We start from the raw sequence: 17,083 nt of genomic DNA, 5'->3' as shown, positions 1-17,083 counted from the left end.
TGCACTCCCATTGTGGTTAAACTGTTTTACGGCGGCGCAATGCCAGGCCAAGCACGCCCAGGCCGGCCAGCAGCATGGCGTAGGTATCGGCTTCAGGCACAGGCGTGACGTTCAGGCTGATGTTGTCCAGGCCGACCTGCAAGGCGCCCTGGTTACTCACTGCGGCGAAGCGCAGGGTGTAATCCCCGCCTGCAGCGAGTACGTCGCTGATGTCAAAGCTGTAATCTACATAGTTGTTCACGTTGTCATCGCCATCGAAACGGCGGCCGTTTGCTCCGCCCAGATAATAAGTGCCGATGATGTCAGTAGCATGAATGGAGAACGGATCGGCATCGGCGCGCAGGATATCGACGCGGACGTGCTGGTTGGCCTCGTAGCTGCCGCCGGTAGTGGCATCCAGGCCAGCCTGGTTGATGTAGACGATGCCGTTGTCGCTCTGGTCGTTCACGAACATCTGGAAAGACAGCACGGCGGAAGTCACGGCGCTGATCGAGAAGTTCTGGTACAGCACTTGGCTGCTGGCGTAGGAAGAATCCAGGAAGCCGTAGAACTGGCCGCTGGCGGCGCCGACGGTCTTGTAGCCGCTGGCGTAGGACTCGGTAGCATCTGTCGCAAGAACGGAGCCGGCAATGCCTTGCTCGGCCACTTGCCAGCCTTGCGGGTTGTAGCTTTCGGCAGCGTCGGCTTCAAAGCCGCCGTTGACGATAACTTCCTGCGCGAATGCAGGAACAGCGAACAGCACGGAGCCGGCCAAGGCCAGCGCTACGCCATGTTTTTGTAACTTCATGGTGATTCCCCTTTAAAAGAGTGAGAGTAGAAAACGGTTCGGGAGCCATACTAGGAAGCGCTTGTGTTAGATATATGGATGCAAAATAGTCCTAATGGACTAGTCCATGGCATGCGTAGCCCTTCATTTCTGCAACAAAGATGCAAAACGGGGCCGGAATAGCAGCCGGGATGCTAAAATGACAGCCATGACAGGCTTGGCCGCAAGCAGCACACAAAAAGCCCGATCTTTTTTCATCAACGCATTCACATAGAGCAGTTCATCATGGCAATTCAATGGTTCCCCGGACACATGACTTCCGCGCGCAAGAAGGCGGAAGAAACCATGGAGTTCACCGATGTGGTGATCGAAGTGCTGGATGCGCGCGTGCCGGAAGCCAGCCATAACCCCATGATTAAAGACCTTCGCCTTTTCCGGCAGCGTCCCAGTCTCAAAATTCTCAACAAGGCCGACCTGGCCGACCCAGCCGTCACCCAGGCGTGGCTCAATCATTTCAACCGACAGGAAGGCGTCAAGGCCGCAGCGCTTTCGTGCAAGAAGCCTGGTGATGCGAAAAAAATCCCCGGCCTCTGCCGTAGCCTCGCACCGCATAGGGGCACCAACCTCAAACCTTTGCGCATGATGATCATGGGCATCCCCAACGTCGGGAAATCCACGCTCATGAACGCGCTCTTAAACCGGCGCATCGCCAAGGTCGGCGACGAGCCTGCCGTGACCAAAAGCCAGCAGCGTTTCGAGCTCAGCCCCCAGCTCACAATTACCGACACCCCGGGCATGATGTGGCCGAAAATCCAGTACGACTCGGACGGCTACATGCTCGCCGCCAGCCATGCCATCGGCCGCAATGCCGTGATTGACGAAGAAGTCGCCGAGTTTCTCGCCGGCATCCTGCTGCAACGCTACCCTGCCCTGCTGCAGGCGCGCTACAAGACCGATGTGAGCAATATGGACGCAATCGACCTGCTCGAGGCAGTCGGCAAACGCCGCGGCTACCTGCTCAAGGGCGGCGAACTGGATATGGAGAAGACTGCGATGGCGTTCCTTGTCGATTACCGTTCCGGCACCCTTGGCCGTATCAGCCTGGAAACTCCTGAGTCGCGTGCCGCCATGGTGGCAGCGTCGGCAAGCGCACTCGAACAGCAACATTCGAATGACGAGCACCAGGATACAACCGAGGGATAGACCAAAAAACTGGATTCATTCCAAGTAAAATAACTAATTGGATTAGCTAGATACCGATAGAACCTATTGTAAAACTTGATTTAATTAGTCCAAATGGACCAGCCCAAATAGACTATTGAGCAACTTCAAATAGTGAAGTTAAGATTGCACCGTCGAAAAAACACCCGACTCAAAGATTTATAATATTTTCAGAATATGAGGAGCATACACATGGGAATCTTCAAATTAGTCGCTTCCACTGCCACCGGGCTAGCCTTTGCTGCTTCATTGCAAGCCAATGCAACTGATACGGTGTATGGCAAAGACTTTGGCAACGGCTCTACTTATACCAGTTCCATTAATGGCACTGATGTAACGTTTTCCGCCAAGACTGGCAACAACAAAAACAAACTGATTGATGGCGTATTTAGCTACAAGCCTGCTCAAGACGGTTATCAAGGTGTAGGTGTTTCTCCCGTTAAAGGCAGCGACACAACAGTGGGGGAAATTGACAAGAATGAATGGATCTTTGCCGAGTTCAATGATGCCCGAGTTATCAGTAACGTGACACTGGGTTTGTTGTTCGACGGTCCAGAATATAACGACAGCAAAGAAAAAGCTTTTTTTACTGTAACTTTCTTTGACAACTCCACCCAAGAGTTCAAACTGCAAGCCCAAGGGGAAACCATTGCACTATGGACTGGCGACGGCAGCGTGAGCAACATAAGTCCAGCAATCAATGGCTTGGGAGGCGTTTGGAGTATCGACAACCCGTTTGGCGATGCTGCCGTCAAATCCTTCGTGCTGACCTCTCACGCTGAAAAGTCCGACTTTACGCTTTACAGCGTTACTGCAGTACCTGAACCAGAATCCTATGCTATGCTGGCGCTTGGCCTCGGCCTGGTCGGGTTTGCCGCGCGCCGCCGCAGCCACCAGCTTTACGACTGATAACAACACACTACTTCCATAGCCCCGTCCGATATGACGGGGCTTTTTTTTATGCTTGCCATGAACTGTATTGGCTAGCTTCAAAACCCGGCTCAAGATAAAATCAGGGCCGATGTTGTTACATGCTTGTAGCAGCTTTTCCCAAGATTCATCTATAGAGCCGCAGGCAGATCAACATGCTGAATTCCATGAACCCGCAGCAGCGCGAAGCTGTGAAATACCTTGATGGCCCCCTGCTGGTGCTGGCTGGCGCAGGCAGCGGCAAGACCCGCGTCATCACACAGAAAATCACCTACCTGATCGAGCAATGCGGCTATTCCCCCAAGGAAATTGCCGCGATCACCTTCACCAACAAGGCCGCGCGCGAAATGCAGGAGCGCGTGGGCCACTTGTTGCAAGGCAGCAATACCAAGGGGCTCACCATCGCCACGTTCCACTCGCTCGGCTTGCAGATGCTGCGCCAGGAAGCCGAGCTGCTGGGCTACAAGCCGCAATTCTCCATCCTCGACTCCTCCGACAGTTTCAAGATCCTTTCCGATGCGCTGGCCACCACGGACAAACAGCTGCTGCGCAAGACGCAATGGCAGATTTCCAGCTGGAAGAATGCCTTCATCAACCCGGACCAGGCCGCTGCGACCGCGGACGAAGAGCTTAGCCATGCCGCAGCCAAGGTCTACCAGGTTTACCAACAGACCCTGAAAGCCTACCAGGCGGTGGATTTCGACGACTTGATCAAACTGCCGGTGGAATTGTTCGAGCAGCATCCCGATGCATTGCGCAAATGGCAGCACAAGCTGAAATACCTGTTGATCGACGAGTACCAGGACACCAATGCCTGCCAGTACAAGCTGGTGAAGATGCTCACTGGCGTGGAGGGCCGCTTCACCGCCGTGGGCGATGACGACCAGGCGATTTACGGCTGGCGCGGCGCCGATGTGGAAAACCTGCGCCAGCTCACCGAGGATTTCAGCCGACTCAAAGTCATCAAGCTGGAACAGAACTACCGCTCCACCGTGCGCATCCTACGCGCCGCCAACCAGGTGATCGCCAACAATCCCAAGCTGTTCGAGAAAAAGCTCTGGAGCGAACTCGGTACGGGCGACCTGATCCAGGTCAGCGCCGCCAAGGATGAAGACCATGAGGCAGAATCCGTGGTGATGAAGCTGCTCGCGCACAAGTTCGAGCACCGTACCAAGTTCCTCGATTACGCCATCCTCTACCGCGGCAACCACCAGGCGCGCATTTTCGAGCAGCAGCTGCGCCAGCACAAGATCCCCTACACCATATCGGGCGGGCAATCCTTCTTCGACAAAGCTGAAATCAAGGACCTCGTCAGCTACCTGCGGCTGATTGCCAACGAAGATGACGATCCCGCGTTCATCCGCGCCGCGACCACGCCGAAGAAAGGCATAGGCAACACCACGCTGGAACGCCTGGGCGAATATGCCAGCGCACACAAGATGTCGTTGTTCGAGGCCGCGTTCGAGGGAGATTTCCAACGTACCATGGCCAACCGGCAATTGGAAGACTTGCTGACCTTCTGCCAATTCATCAACCGTATCCAGGAACGCGCCGAGAAAGACCCTGCAGGCGAGGTATTGAACGACCTGCTCAACGCCATCAACTACGAGGCCTTCCTCTACGATACGGAAGAGCCCCGCAGTGCGGAAAACAAATGGAAGAGCGTGCTCGACTTCGTTGCTTGGCTCACGCGCAAAGGAGACGAGGACGAAAAGAACCTGCTCGCGCTGACGCAGATGATCTCGCTCATGAGCATGCTGGAAGGCCGGGAGGATGCCGAGCCGGATGCCGTCAAGCTTTCCACCCTGCATGCCTCCAAAGGGCTGGAATACGGGCATGTGTTCTTGGTCGGCTGCGAGGAAGGCATCCTGCCGCACCGCGAGAGTGTGGACCAGGGCAAGATCGAGGAAGAGCGGCGCCTGATGTATGTCGGCATCACGCGCGCGCAGAAATCACTCCATATTTCCTGGTGCCGCAAGCGCAAGCGTGCCGGGGAACATGAATCCTGCGAGCCCAGCCGCTTCATCGCCGAGCTGCCGGAAGACGACGTGCGCCATTCCGGCCAACCGCAGAGCGATCCGGCCGCCAACAAGGAGAATGCGCGCCAGCGCATGGCGCAAATCCGCGCCATGCTAGGTGGCGGAACAGGCAGTAGTTCCTGATATTGACCGGGTCATAAATTCATATCCAGTACATCGCCGCATGGTAAAGTAGCGCCCTTAGATGACCCCTCCTTTCGTGCGCTCCGCTCATTCGGAAGCACAGGATTTTCTTTTCAAGCTTTAATTTCTCTACACATTGACTAAGGCAAGTATGGGCAGTTGGATGATTGCGCTGGCCGCGGGTGCGTTCTGCATCGGCATGACCGAATTTCTCCCCATGGGATTGTTGCCCGACATTGCACACGGGCTGGACGTATCCATCCCGGCTACCGGCAACCTGGTTACTGTGTATGCCCTTGGCGTGGTGGTCGGCGGGCCCTTGATGGTGGCGCTTACGATCAACCGCCCGCGCAAGGCCACGCTGCTGGGCTTGATGGCGATTTTCACGTTCGGCAACATGCTGTGCGCCCTGGCGCCGAACTACTTTACCCTGGCCGCTGCCCGTATCTTCACCGCATTGAGCCATGGCTCGTTTTTCGGCATCGCCGCCGTGGTCGCGCTCTACCTGGCTCCTCCCGGCCAAGGCAACCGCGCCCTGGCACTGATGTTCACCGGCCTTACCATGGCGAACGTGCTCGGCGTGCCGCTAGGCACGCTGCTAGGCCAGGAAACCAGCTGGCGCGTCCCATTCTGGACGGTGTCGGCCTGTGGCGCGGTTGCCATATATGCCATCTGGCGCTTCATTCCCGACCTCGGCGCCATGCCCAGGCCAGACATTCGCCGCGAGATGCACGCCGTATTCCAGCCTAACGTACTGCTCGCCATGGCGATCACCGCCATCGGCTTCGCCGGGGTATTCACCATCTTCACCTATATCACGCCGATCCTGGAAGACATGTCCGGGCTCTCGCCCCACCACGTCAGCTTCATGCTGATCGCCATGGGAATCGCGGCCACCATCGGGCTCAATATCGGCGGAAAAATGGCGGATTGGAAACTATTGCCGACAATTACCCTCTCACTAACAGGCATGGCCTTACTGGGTATCGTATTCGCCTGGAGCATGCAGTTCACGCTTGCAGCCATCGCGACAGCGTTCATCTGGGGCATGGTGAGCTTTGCCGTTGGGCCTGGCCTGCAGACCAACGCCATGGCGCAGGCCGGCGACTCGCCATTGATGGCATCTACCGTCAACCAGAGCGCATTCAACCTGGGCAATGCGGGCGGCGCCTTTCTCGGCGGTGCGGTGATCCACTTCGGCTTCGGGCTGCCTGCCGTCGCTTTGGCAAGTGCGGCCGTCGCCGTATGCGGGGCGTTACTGACGTTGTACAGCATGCAGCACTACGGAAAAAAGAACCTATAACCATCAGCTCCTGCAAGCTTTGCCTGGGCTGGACAAAAGCAAAGGTGAACAATGGCGCAACAATTTGCCGGGCAACCCGCCCGCGGCTTGATCAAATTCGGCAAAGCCTTGCTCTGGCTGCTCCTGGGTCTGGTCCTGGCTTTGGTCATTTGCGAAATCCAAGGCTGGACGTTCTTGCGCGAGCCCGCCCAGTCCTTCCTCAGCAAGCAGCTGGAACGCGACATCAAGCTGGACAAGCCTTTCCGGCTGCACCTGTGGGCAGGAGTCCAGCTCGACCTCGGCCACCTGTATATTTCCGCCCCGGAAAAATTCAATGTCCCGCACCTGGTGGATGCCGGCAACATCAGCATCAAACTGCGCTATAGCGATCTCTGGCACTACAAGAAGCATGGCGAGTTGCGCATCCGTGAAATCAAGGTAGATGACATCGACGCCCAACTCGTCCGCCATGCCGATGGCAGCGCTACGTGGGAATTTCCCACAGATGAGAGCAAGCCTGCCACTCCCTTCCCTGTCATTGAAACGCTGATCGTGAAGAGCGGCAGCAGCCATATCGACGACGCAATCAGCAGCACCGCGCTGGAAGCAAAATTCAAGACCGAGGAAGGCGCCAGTCAGGAAGAGCTGCGCTCGGAAGTCAGCGTCGACGGCCAGTTCCAGCATCGCCCGCTCAAGGCTTTCCTCGAAACGCCCGGATTCCTCCCCATCGCCACGCAAGACAAGGACTCCCCGCCGATCAAATCCAAGGGCTGGCTCGAATACGGCAAGCTCAGGGTGGATTTTGACGGCCAAGTAGCCGACCTCTTCGGCCGGCAGGACATCGAGGGCAACGCCGTGGTCACCGGCCCCTCGCTTTCAGTGCTGGGCGAGCTGGTCGGCAGCGTATTCCCGACCACCGACCCGTTCCGCCTCAGCGCCAGCTTGAGCAAGCATAGCGACGTTTGGGATGTCAACGTGGACTCGGCGAAGATCGGCAGGAGCAGCCTCACAGCCGTGTTCAAGTACGATCCGCGCAGCAAAACCACCGGCATTCCGGTATTGAGCGGCCGTATCGACGGCAGCCGCTTCTACCTGGCCGACCTGGCGCCCGCGTTCGGCACCTTGCAGGCGGACGGCAGCAAGCCGCAGCCGGTCGAAGGCCGCGCCATTCCCAACCGGCCGCTGGACCTGCCCTCGCTCAACCGCATGGATGCCGACATCACCATCAAACTGGACTACATGGAGCTCGGCAGCGTTTTCGCCCTGCCGATTTCCCCGTTCAAGGCCCAACTTAGCCTGGACAAGGGCAAGTTCATGGTCGGGGACATCCTCGCGCAAACTGCGGACGGCACCCTGACGGGCAGCTTCTCGGTCGACGCCCAGGAAAGTAAAGAAACCGATAAGGAAAAATATCCGCCCCAATGGCAAATCAAATTGGGCTGGAAAGACATCGATCTCGGCAAGTGGCTGCAAGTGTCCAAGGCACGGCAGGAAGAGGCTAAGAAGCAAGGCAAGCCCGTGCCGCCCGCCTACATCACCGGCACCCTCAACGGACGCACCGACCTCAGCGGCAAGGGCTCGACTACTGCCGAACTGCTGGGCTCTCTCAACGGCAAGACCACTTTGTTCGTCGAGCAAGGGGAAATATCGCGGCTGGTGATGGAGCTGCTGGGCTTGGATATCGCGCAAAGCGTGAGTGCCTGGCTGGGCGGAGACCATTCACAACGGCTGCAATGCGCAGTCATGGACCTCAAGGCGTCCAATGGCGTGGTGCGCCCGGAAGTCGCGCTCATCGACACGCCGATCACGCTGGTGCTGATCGACGGCAATATCGACCTCGGCCAGGAGAAGCTGGATTTGCTGCTCGCGGCAAAACCAAAGAATTTCTCGCCATTGACGGTACGTTCGCCGATCAGGGTGCAGGGCAGCTTCGTCGAGCCCAAGGTACGCCCTGAAGCCGTGCCGATCGCCGCGCGCCTGCTCGGCAGCGTGGCGCTCGCCTTCGTCAATCCGCTAGCTGCCATCCTGCCTTACCTGGATACAGGCTCCAAGAGCAACGCCTACAATTGCAGCCAGGCGCTCAACGCCTACTCATCGCAAAAACCGGCCAAAGCGCCTGCAGACGACAAGACCTTACCGCCACAGCAAGCACCTGTGCCTGCCGTTCCCGGACATTGAACGCAAAGCCCGTTTAGCGGCCGCCTCTAGGCCCAAACGGGCCATATAGCAGCCTCAGTCCTACTGATACAATACGCCCCATGCCTTATATCTCCCTAGATCAAGCCAGCCTGGCTTATGGACATTATCCCTTGCTCGACCATGCCGATTTCCAGCTCGATGCCGGAGAAAGGGTCGGCTTGATTGGCCGCAACGGCGCCGGGAAATCCAGCCTGCTCAAGGTCATCGCCGGCGAAAGCAAGCTGGATGACGGCACCTTCTGGCGCGCGCCCAAGTCCCGCATCGTCTATGTGCCGCAAGAACCGTCCCTGTCGCCCAGACATACCATTTTCGAGGCCGTGGCCGAAGGCCTAGGCGGCTTGCGCGAGGCCTTGGTGGAATACCATCAAGTTTCGCAGCAGATGGCGGAGCCCGGAGCCGACATTGACGGCCTGATTGCGCGCATGCAAGTCCTGCAACACGACCTCGAGGCGCAAGGGGGCTGGCAATCCCAAGCACGCGTCGAGGCCGTATTGAGCCGGCTGCAGCTTGAACCTGAGGCGAAGATTGCCACGCTCTCAGGCGGCTGGCGCAAGCGGGTCGCCCTCGCCCGCGCCCTCGTGGCGGAACCCGAGGTATTGCTGCTCGACGAACCCACCAACCACCTGGACTTTGCCGCCATCGAATGGCTGGAGAACCTGCTGCTGGACTTCAAGGGTAGCCTGCTATTCATCACGCACGACCGCCGCTTTCTCGACCGGCTTGCCACGCGCATCGTCGAGCTGGACCGTGGGCGCCTGACGGATTTCCACGGCAATTACAGCCAATACCAGGTGAAGAAGGAAGAACTGCTGGCAGTGGAAGCGACGCATGCCGCGAAGTTCGATAAATTCCTCGCGCAGGAAGAAGTCTGGATACGCCAAGGCATCAAGGCGCGGCGCACCCGTAACGAGGGCCGGGTGCGCAGGCTGGAGGCCCTGCGCCTCGAACGGGCCGCCCGGCGCGAGCGCCAAGGCAACGTCAAGCTCACGCTGGATAGCGGAGAACGCTCCGGCAAGCTGGTCGCGGAGCTTGACCGTATCTCGCTGGCATACGATCAAAAACTCCTGATCCAGAATTTCAGCACCCGCATCATGCGCGGCGACCGCATCGGCCTCGTTGGTCCCAATGGTGCAGGAAAGTCCACCCTGCTCAAGCTGATTCTCGGTGAACTCGAGCCTGACAGCGGCAGCATCCAGCGCGGCACCAACCTCAATGTGGCGTATTTCGACCAGATGCGCGAGCAGCTGGATGAAGAGGCCACCCTGGCCGACACCATCAGCCCCGGCTCCGAATTCGTGCAGATCGGCAATGAGCGCAAGCATGTCATCAGCTACCTGGAAGACTTCCTGTTCCCGCCACAGCGCTCGAGGTCGCCGGTGAAGTCGCTTTCCGGCGGCGAGCGCAACCGCTTGCTGCTGGCCCGCTTGTTTGCCCGCCCGGCCAATGTGTTGGTGCTGGACGAACCCACCAACGACCTGGACATCGAAACGCTGGAACTGCTCGAAAGCCTGCTGCAGGAGTTCGAGGGCACCTTGTTCCTGGTCAGCCACGACCGCGCCTTCCTGGAAAATACCGTCACCCAGATCATCGCCTTCGAAGGCGATGGCGTATTGAGCGAATTCGGCGGAGGCTACGATGACTGGTCCCGCCACACGCAGGCACGGGCAGCTGAGAAAACAGCAGCAAAAACCCCGGCCGAAAAGCCCCGGCAAGAAGCTCCTGCAAAGAAACCCACAGCCAAACTCAGTTTCAAGGAAAACCGTGAGCTGGAAAGCCTGCCCGCCAAGATTGAAGCGCTTGAGGCAGAGCAAACCTCAATCAATACGGCGCTTGCGAACCCGGACATCTACCGGGAAAACGCTGAACAAGCGCGCGCACTGCAGCAGAGGTTGAACGAGATCGGCACGGAAATTGACCAGGCCATGTTGCGCTGGGAAGAACTGGAAAGCAGAAATTAGCGTAGAGTGAGCAGAGGTTGCGTGGGCGCTATATCACTCATGCCTCCCTTGCAATACTTATGACTCATTGCACTGTGAATACCTGAGGGAACAATAGCTTGGATTCTTTTTGGAATTCATATACCGCCAACATCGCCTATTCGATCAGCCAGCTGTGCATCGCGATCATCATGGGCGGGATGTATTTCCTCGCGCCCACGGAGCGCTGTACGCGCTATTGGGCGCTCTCCGGCCTGATCAGCGTATTCGGCTCCACGCTCACCGCCTTCAGCATTTCAAAGTTCGGGCATCTGCCCCTCATTACCGGCTCCACCCTGATGATCGCGGCCATGACGGCCAAATGGTGGGGCACCCAGGCTTTCTTCGGCAAGCGACCGGCTTATGTCGGCTGGTATTTGGTACTGGGCTTTTTCATTGGCTACAGCCTGATCGTCCTGCTGCAGCTGGCCGTCGGCATCCGCACCCTGTTCTTCTCGCTCATGCTGGCGCTGCTGACGTTCCTCAATGTGGTCGAGGTCGTCCTAGCCAGGGGGGTCAGGCTATCGTTCGCCAACAGCCTGGTCATCATCGCCTATACATTGGCGGCGGCAGACTTCATCCTGCGCGGCATCCTCGCCATCAGCGGCGGCATCGACCTCACGCCGCAAAGCCATGACCCCATCAACGTATTCGGGCTTTACCTGATCCCGATGTGGTGCAACCTGCTGGGGTCCCTCGGCTTGCTGCTGATGTATTTTGAATCCATCATCCACGAAAAAGAACACCTGGCGACACACGACGAGCTTACCAAGATTTACAACCGGCGGGCATTGGTCAACCTCGGGCGGCGCGAGATCGACTTGGCGCACCGTTATCAGCGCCCGATCAGCATCTTCATGCTGGACCTGGATCACTTCAAGCTGATCAACGATACCTATGGCCACGATGCGGGAGACAAGGTATTGAGAAGCGTGGCCCTGACCTTGAGCAACACCTGCCGCAATACCGATATCATCGGCCGCTATGGCGGCGAGGAGCTATGCATCATTTGCCCGCACACGACCAAGGATGAAGCCACTGCCTTGGGCGAGCGCCTGCTGGAAGCCATGCGCAACCTGCACCATCAACACTGCGATAATCGCCAGGTCACCTGTAGCCTGGGCCTGTATACCTGGAACCCGAACACTGACCTGGCTGCAAGCTGGGAAGCCATGCTGCACCGTGCCGATACCGCCTTATATGCCGCCAAGGCCGCAGGCCGGAATTGCATGCTGCAATACAGCATCGAAGCCGACAATCAATAAAATTTACTTATCATATAAATTTAAACAATCAATTTTATTTAATCAACCAAATCCCCTAAACTGCATTCTCACTATTTCAACCACCCTAGGAGATTGCAATGACCACATCCCTTATCAATACCGAAATCAAGCCATTCAAGGCCACCGCATTCCACAACGGCGAATTCGTCACCGTCACCGATGCAGACTTGAAAGGCAAATGGACTGCCGTCGTGTTCTACCCAGCCGACTTCACTTTCGTCTGCCCCACAGAGTTGGGCGACATCGCCGACAACTACGATGAATTGCAAAAGTTGGGCGTTGAAGTGTACTCCGTCTCTACCGACACCCACTTCACGCACAAGGCCTGGCACGATACTTCGGATACCATCCGCAAGATCAAGTTCCCGATGATCGGCGACCCGACCGCCGCCATCACCCGCAACTTCGGCGTATTGCGCGAAGACCAGGGCCTGGCCGACCGCGGTACCTTCATCATCGATCCCAATGGCGTGATCCAGGCAATTGAAGTCACCGCAGAAGGCATTGGCCGCGACGCTTCCGACCTGGTGCGCAAGATCAAGGCCGCGCAATACGTTGCCAGCCACCCTGGTGAAGTCTGCCCAGCCAAGTGGAAAGAGGGCGAAGCCACATTGGCTCCATCCCTGGACCTCGTCGGCAAGATCTAAACGCTAGCCAAGCTGGACCGTGCCCGGGCAACCGCAAACTCCCTGCCTTTCTGCCCGGGCATTTTTTGCAGCAATATCAATACAGATTGAGAGCACATCATGTTGGACGCAAATATCAAGACACAATTAAAGGCTTATTTCGAAAAACTCACCCAGCCTATCGAAATCACCGCCTCTGTAGATGGCGGCGACAAATCGCGCGAGCTGCTGGAATTGCTTGACGACCTCAAGAGCCTGTCTTCCCGCATCACCGTCCAGCAAAGTGATGATGACACTCAGCGCAAGCCATCCTTCAGCTTGAACAGCCCAGGGAAAAACCTCGGCATCCGCTTTGCCGGGCTGCCCATGGGACACGAATTCACATCGCTCGTACTCGCGCTATTGCAGGTCGGCGGGCATCCGCCCAAGGCAGAGCCGGAAGTCATCGAGCAAATCCGCAACCTCGAAGGCGAATTCAATTTCGAGACCTACATCTCGTTGAGCTGCCACAACTGTCCTGAAGTTGTACAAGCCATCAACCTGATGGCGGCCATCAACCCGAACATCCGCCACGTCATGATCGACGGCGCCTTGTTCCAGAAGGAAGTGGACGAGCGCAAGATCATGGCCGTGCCCACCATCTTCCTGAATGGGCAGGAGTTCGGCCACGGACGCATGGGCGTGCAGGAAATACTCAACAAGATCGACACCGGCGCGATCAAGAAAGAAGCGGAAAAACTTTCCGCCAAGGAGCCTTTCGACGTATTGATCGTCGGCGGCGGCCCTGCCGGCGCTTCTGCCGCCATCTACTCGGCCCGCAAAGGCATACGCACCGGCGTGGTCGCAGAGCGTTTCGGCGGGCAAGTCATGGACACCATGGCCATCGAGAACTTCATCTCGGTCAAGGAAACCGACGGCCCCAAGCTGGCCGCGGCATTGGAAGAACATGTCAAAAGCTACGACGTGGACATCATGAACCTGCAACGCGCAGCAGCGTTGGTGCCGGCGCATAACGACGGCTTCACCGAAGTCAGGCTCGAAAGTGGCGCCACGCTCAAGGCCAAGTCCGTCATCATCGCCACCGGCGCACGCTGGAGGGAAATCAACGTTCCCGGCGAAAAGGAATACCGCGGCCGCGGCGTGGCCTACTGTCCGCACTGCGACGGCCCCTTGTTCAAGGGCAGGAGCGTCGCCGTGATCGGCGGCGGCAATTCGGGCGTCGAAGCCGCGATTGACCTTGCGGGCATCGTCAAGGACGTCACCTTGATCGAATTCAACGGCGAATTGCGTGCCGACGCCGTGTTGCAGAAAAAACTGTTCAGCCTGCCCAACGTCACCGTCATTACCGGCGCGCAAACCACCGAGATCAACGGCGACGGCGAAAAGGTCAATGGCCTGACCTACACCAACCGGCAAACCGGCGAATCGCACCGCATCGACCTGGCTGCCGTATTCATCCAGATCGGCCTGGTACCCAACACCGACTGGATCAAGGACACCATCACCTTGAGCAAATTCGGCGAGATAGAAGTGGATGACAAAGGCCAGACCTCGGAACCTGGCGTATTTGCCGCGGGCGACGTCACCACTGTGCCATTCAAGCAGATCATCATCGCAATGGGTGAAGGTTCAAAAGCCGCGTTAGGCGCTTTCGAGCACCTGATCCGCCACTAAACTGCAGCGGTACTGTGACGCAAGGCCAAAAACCAAGCGAAACAGTACCGCTCAAGCTGCTTAAAAGGTAGAATAGCGGGCTTGGATGTCCTCGTGGTGAAACGGATATCACCGGCCCCTCCTAAGGGTCAGTTTCAGGTTCGAGTCCTGACGGGGACACCATAAGGTGCTCCAACACAGTCCAATAAAGTCTATAAAACCCCGATAACTCCTAGTGATTTCGGGTTTTTTGTTTAATACCGTCCAAACTCGTCTATTGACATCCAGCATTTAACAGGGGTAACTTTAGGGGTAACAGCACTTACCTCACAAATGGTTACCCCAAAATGGCACTCACAGACGTATCGCTACGCAATGCCAAGCCACGAGATAAGGCTTACAAGCTTTATGACGAGGCAGGGTTATTCATTCAAGTTACCCCAGCCGGGGGTAAGTGGTGGCGATTCAAATACCGTTTCGACGGCAAGGAAAAACTGCTATCCCTGGGCACATATCCAGACGTTACCCTCGCCAATGCTCGCGAACGTCGTGACGAAGCCAGGAAGCTGTTGGCACAGATCCCACCCATAGACCCTAGCGCCAATCGAAAAGCAACCAAGGCAGCACGAGAAAAGCTTGTCACCAACAGCTTTGAAGCGATCGCACGCGAATGGGTAACCTCGCATATGGCTGACAAGTCAGAAACGCACAGAACGCGCACACTGCGACGTTTGGAGCTATTTCTGTTTCCCTGGCTGGGTAGCAAGCCTATTGCTGATATGAGCGCCCCTGACGTGTTGCAGCCTATCAAGCTGATCCAAAACCAGAACAAGCTCGAGACAGCGCACAAGGCATTGCAGATCGCCGGGCAAGTATTCCGATATGCCGTGCAAACTGGCAGGGCAGTACGGGATGTAACTGCAGACCTGAAAGGTGCTCTGCCCTCTTCCACCGTTACCCACATGGCATCCCTGACTGACCCCAAGGATGTAGCGGAACTACTGCGCGCCATGGATGGCTTTACGGGCTCATTGACTGTCCAGACAGCCCTACGCCTTGCTCCTCTCCTTTTCGTGCGCCCTGGTGAATTGCGCACCGCACGCTGGGCAGATATTGATTTAGATGCCGCTGAGTGGCGCTACCGGGTAAGCAAAACCAAGACAGATCATCTTGTTCCACTCTCTAGCCAGGCCGTAGCTCTGTTGAAAGACATACAGCCGCTATCAGGCCATGGTGAATGGGTATTCATGGGTGGACATGATCCCAAGAAACCAATGAGTGAGGCAGCCATCAATGCCGCATTGAAGCGCATGGGCTATGACACACAGACACAGATCACCGGTCATGGCTTTCGGGCAATGGCTCGTACCCTACTGCATGAGCGCCTGAACATTGACCCGCATATCATCGAGCACCAGCTAGCGCATAAGGTGCCTGATGCTTTGGGAAATGCTTATAACCGGACCCGCTTCATTGAACAACGTAAAGAAATGATGCAGGCATGGGCTGACTATTTGGATGAGTTGAAGGCCGGAGCAAAGATTATCCAGCTGAAAGCCTAGACCCTATGCAACAGCATTGGACGGGAATATACTTGTACAAATAGATGAACAAGTATTGGAGGTTGTCATGAGAGTAGTGAGTTATTCAGAAGCGCGCAATTCGCTCAAGTCGGTATTGGATGACGTGACCAATGATGTGGATGTCACGGTGATCAACCGCCGTGATGCGGAAGATGCCGTAGTGATGTCGCTGGCCCATTACAACAGCCTGATGGAGACCTTGCACTTGATGCAGAATCCGGCCAATGCCGCCCACCTGGCGAAGTCCATTGCGGAACTGCGAGCAGGTAAAGGCAAGACCAGAGAGTTGGTCAAGGAATAATGGCGCTCAAGTTTGTTTTTACCCCGAGCGCCTGGGCGGACTATCTGTACTGGCAGACCCAGGATAAGAAAACGCTCAAGCGCATTAACGCTTTACTGGAAGCAGCGGCCAGGGAGCCGTTTGAAGGCATAGGCAAGCCAGAACCATTGCGTGGGGATTTGTCTGGCTTCTGGTCCAGACGTATTGATGATGTAAACAGGTTGGTTTACGAAGCCACGGAGACTGAATTGAATATTGTGGCCTGCCGCCATCACTATGGCGATAAATAGCAGGCTAAGGAGCAACACCGCCGCCTGATGGTATCAGGCATTAGCGGCAACGCTGGTACGCCCTAGGAAAGCCACCAGCGAAGCCTAACCACAACGCAGTACTGAATAGGAGTATCACGCCATGACTACTGCTAATTTTACAGCAGGTGATTTAATTGATCGCAATTTTGTTCTAAGCAAAATTGGCCCATTAATGAAAAACCAAGTTTTAGCCAAATTCAATGAGGAAGAACGAATGTATGGTGGAGAGTACGGTATGGCTCTTCTAAAACTGATTATTGGTATTGCTGAAAGTCAAGGCTCTCATACCACACTTGAACAAACTTTCATCGATAAAGATTACATCATTCAAAAATCATTCGAAGCATCCGGAGACATTTCCCCAAAAGCGGCAGGTGTAATTGCCACATTAGTTGAATACATTATGTCAGAAATACAAGCAGGCCAGCCAAGTATGGAAAGATGGATACCTGAAAGCAAACTTAGCAATGACGATATCCAGAAAGAGAGGATCGAAATAGCAGTATCTTGGATAAAAGATGATCTTGGGATTGAATAAGGGGAGAGAAATGAATCCAAATCTACACCGCCAATCTGAATCAACTTACTCCGCTTGGGTTTTATTTAAACCAACCCAAGATCAAGAATTTGGTACTTCTACTAGAGTTGGCACAGGCATGAGTTATTACGAAGCGATTGCTCTTTGAATCGCCCCTACTATCCTAGACAGTCGCCAGCCCCTCGAAATAACGCTTTTCATACTCTACTGGCGATAGGCCATTATTGAAACTGTGTCGACGCCTAGGGTTGTAAAACATCTCGATGTAAT

General features: G+C 56.2%; 15 protein-coding genes and 1 tRNA gene. 15 read left to right on the top strand and 1 reads right to left on the bottom strand.

The window, feature by feature from the left end; translation table 11 throughout:
* Positions 1–16: 16 nt before the first annotated feature.
* The gene (locus tag ACKF11_RS06495) at positions 17–787 is read right to left on the bottom strand and encodes a PEP-CTERM sorting domain-containing protein (RefSeq protein WP_407996409.1); all 771 of its coding nucleotides are present in this window, start codon (positions 785–787) and stop codon (positions 17–19) included.
* A gap of 264 nt (positions 788–1,051) precedes the next feature.
* On the opposite strand from ACKF11_RS06495, the gene ylqF reads away from it, so the two are divergent.
* The 15 genes from ylqF to ACKF11_RS06420 all read left to right on the top strand — a co-directional run bounded on the left by ylqF (position 1,052) and on the right by ACKF11_RS06420 (position 16,961).
* A complete protein-coding gene (gene ylqF, locus ACKF11_RS06490; RefSeq protein WP_407996408.1) occupies positions 1,052–1,969 on the top strand; it encodes a ribosome biogenesis GTPase YlqF in 918 nt (305 codons plus the stop codon).
* A 210-nt stretch (positions 1,970–2,179) separates the two neighbouring features.
* Complete coding sequence (locus ACKF11_RS06485; RefSeq protein WP_407996407.1) at positions 2,180–2,896, top strand: PEP-CTERM sorting domain-containing protein; 717 nt, start codon at positions 2,180–2,182, stop codon at positions 2,894–2,896.
* Between the two features lie 176 nt (positions 2,897–3,072).
* A complete protein-coding gene (locus ACKF11_RS06480; protein WP_407996406.1) occupies positions 3,073–5,079 on the top strand; it encodes a UvrD-helicase domain-containing protein in 2,007 nt (668 codons plus the stop codon).
* A 151-nt stretch (positions 5,080–5,230) separates the two neighbouring features.
* The gene (locus ACKF11_RS06475; protein WP_309564985.1) at positions 5,231–6,382 is read left to right on the top strand and encodes an MFS transporter; all 1,152 of its coding nucleotides are present in this window, start codon (positions 5,231–5,233) and stop codon (positions 6,380–6,382) included.
* Positions 6,383–6,433: 51 nt separating this feature from the next.
* Positions 6,434–8,539 carry an AsmA family protein gene (locus ACKF11_RS06470; protein WP_407996405.1) on the top strand — a complete coding sequence of 702 codons (2,106 nt, stop codon included), beginning with the start codon at positions 6,434–6,436 and terminating at the stop codon, positions 8,537–8,539.
* Between the two features lie 80 nt (positions 8,540–8,619).
* Entirely contained in the window at positions 8,620–10,518 is a 1,899-nt protein-coding gene (locus ACKF11_RS06465) for an ATP-binding cassette domain-containing protein (protein WP_407996404.1), read from the top strand.
* Positions 10,519–10,616: 98 nt separating this feature from the next.
* A complete protein-coding gene (locus ACKF11_RS06460; RefSeq protein ID WP_309564983.1) occupies positions 10,617–11,801 on the top strand; it encodes a GGDEF domain-containing protein in 1,185 nt (394 codons plus the stop codon).
* A gap of 98 nt (positions 11,802–11,899) precedes the next feature.
* Positions 11,900–12,469 (top strand): alkyl hydroperoxide reductase subunit C, encoded by a 570-nt coding sequence (gene ahpC, locus ACKF11_RS06455; RefSeq protein WP_309564982.1) that lies wholly within the window; start codon positions 11,900–11,902, stop codon positions 12,467–12,469.
* Between the two features lie 99 nt (positions 12,470–12,568).
* Positions 12,569–14,122 carry an alkyl hydroperoxide reductase subunit F gene (gene ahpF / locus ACKF11_RS06450; RefSeq protein WP_407996403.1) on the top strand — a complete coding sequence of 518 codons (1,554 nt, stop codon included), beginning with the start codon at positions 12,569–12,571 and terminating at the stop codon, positions 14,120–14,122.
* 87 nt (positions 14,123–14,209) lie between these two features.
* Positions 14,210–14,284 (top strand) — tRNA-Arg (locus tag ACKF11_RS06445).
* A gap of 164 nt (positions 14,285–14,448) precedes the next feature.
* Entirely contained in the window at positions 14,449–15,663 is a 1,215-nt protein-coding gene (locus ACKF11_RS06440; RefSeq protein ID WP_407996402.1) for a tyrosine-type recombinase/integrase, read from the top strand.
* A gap of 67 nt (positions 15,664–15,730) precedes the next feature.
* Positions 15,731–15,985: a type II toxin-antitoxin system Phd/YefM family antitoxin gene (locus ACKF11_RS06435; protein WP_407996401.1), complete on the top strand. Its 255-nt coding sequence runs from the start codon at positions 15,731–15,733 to the stop codon at positions 15,983–15,985.
* A complete protein-coding gene (locus ACKF11_RS06430; RefSeq protein ID WP_510338913.1) occupies positions 15,985–16,254 on the top strand; it encodes a Txe/YoeB family addiction module toxin in 270 nt (89 codons plus the stop codon). The genes ACKF11_RS06435 and ACKF11_RS06430 overlap by 1 nt, the downstream gene beginning before the upstream one ends.
* Positions 16,255–16,375: 121 nt before the next feature.
* Positions 16,376–16,813 (top strand): hypothetical protein, encoded by a 438-nt coding sequence (locus tag ACKF11_RS06425; protein WP_407996400.1) that lies wholly within the window; start codon positions 16,376–16,378, stop codon positions 16,811–16,813.
* Between the two features lie 10 nt (positions 16,814–16,823).
* Positions 16,824–16,961, top strand: coding sequence for a hypothetical protein (locus ACKF11_RS06420; protein ID WP_407996399.1), 138 nt, complete (start codon positions 16,824–16,826; stop codon positions 16,959–16,961).
* Positions 16,962–17,083 lie beyond the last annotated feature (122 nt).

It is taken from the genome of Methylobacillus draconifructus (genome assembly GCF_045984385.1).
GTDB lineage: Bacteria > Pseudomonadota > Gammaproteobacteria > Burkholderiales > Methylophilaceae > Methylobacillus > Methylobacillus flagellatus_A.
Note: the sequence above shows the minus strand (reverse complement) of the source record. Positions and strands in the feature narration are given on the sequence as shown.

What these genes read in the sequence shown, in the direction of transcription:
- ACKF11_RS06495 (WP_407996409.1), bottom strand. Translation starts at nt 787, where the DNA reads ATGAAGTTACAAAAACATGGCGTAGCGCTGGCCTTGGCCGGCTCCGTG.
- ylqF (WP_407996408.1), top strand. Translation starts at nt 1,052, where the DNA reads ATGGCAATTCAATGGTTCCCCGGACACATGACTTCCGCGCGCAAGAAG.
- ACKF11_RS06485 (WP_407996407.1), top strand. Translation starts at nt 2,180, where the DNA reads ATGGGAATCTTCAAATTAGTCGCTTCCACTGCCACCGGGCTAGCCTTT.
- ACKF11_RS06480 (WP_407996406.1), top strand. Translation starts at nt 3,073, where the DNA reads ATGCTGAATTCCATGAACCCGCAGCAGCGCGAAGCTGTGAAATACCTT.
- ACKF11_RS06475 (WP_309564985.1), top strand. Translation starts at nt 5,231, where the DNA reads ATGGGCAGTTGGATGATTGCGCTGGCCGCGGGTGCGTTCTGCATCGGC.
- ACKF11_RS06470 (WP_407996405.1), top strand. Translation starts at nt 6,434, where the DNA reads ATGGCGCAACAATTTGCCGGGCAACCCGCCCGCGGCTTGATCAAATTC.
- ACKF11_RS06465 (WP_407996404.1), top strand. Translation starts at nt 8,620, where the DNA reads ATGCCTTATATCTCCCTAGATCAAGCCAGCCTGGCTTATGGACATTAT.
- ahpC (WP_309564982.1), top strand. Translation starts at nt 11,900, where the DNA reads ATGACCACATCCCTTATCAATACCGAAATCAAGCCATTCAAGGCCACC.
- ahpF (WP_407996403.1), top strand. Translation starts at nt 12,569, where the DNA reads ATGTTGGACGCAAATATCAAGACACAATTAAAGGCTTATTTCGAAAAA.
- ACKF11_RS06440 (WP_407996402.1), top strand. Translation starts at nt 14,449, where the DNA reads ATGGCACTCACAGACGTATCGCTACGCAATGCCAAGCCACGAGATAAG.
- ACKF11_RS06435 (WP_407996401.1), top strand. Translation starts at nt 15,731, where the DNA reads ATGAGAGTAGTGAGTTATTCAGAAGCGCGCAATTCGCTCAAGTCGGTA.
- ACKF11_RS06430 (WP_510338913.1), top strand. Translation starts at nt 15,985, where the DNA reads ATGGCGCTCAAGTTTGTTTTTACCCCGAGCGCCTGGGCGGACTATCTG.
- ACKF11_RS06425 (WP_407996400.1), top strand. Translation starts at nt 16,376, where the DNA reads ATGACTACTGCTAATTTTACAGCAGGTGATTTAATTGATCGCAATTTT.
- ACKF11_RS06420 (WP_407996399.1), top strand. Translation starts at nt 16,824, where the DNA reads ATGAATCCAAATCTACACCGCCAATCTGAATCAACTTACTCCGCTTGG.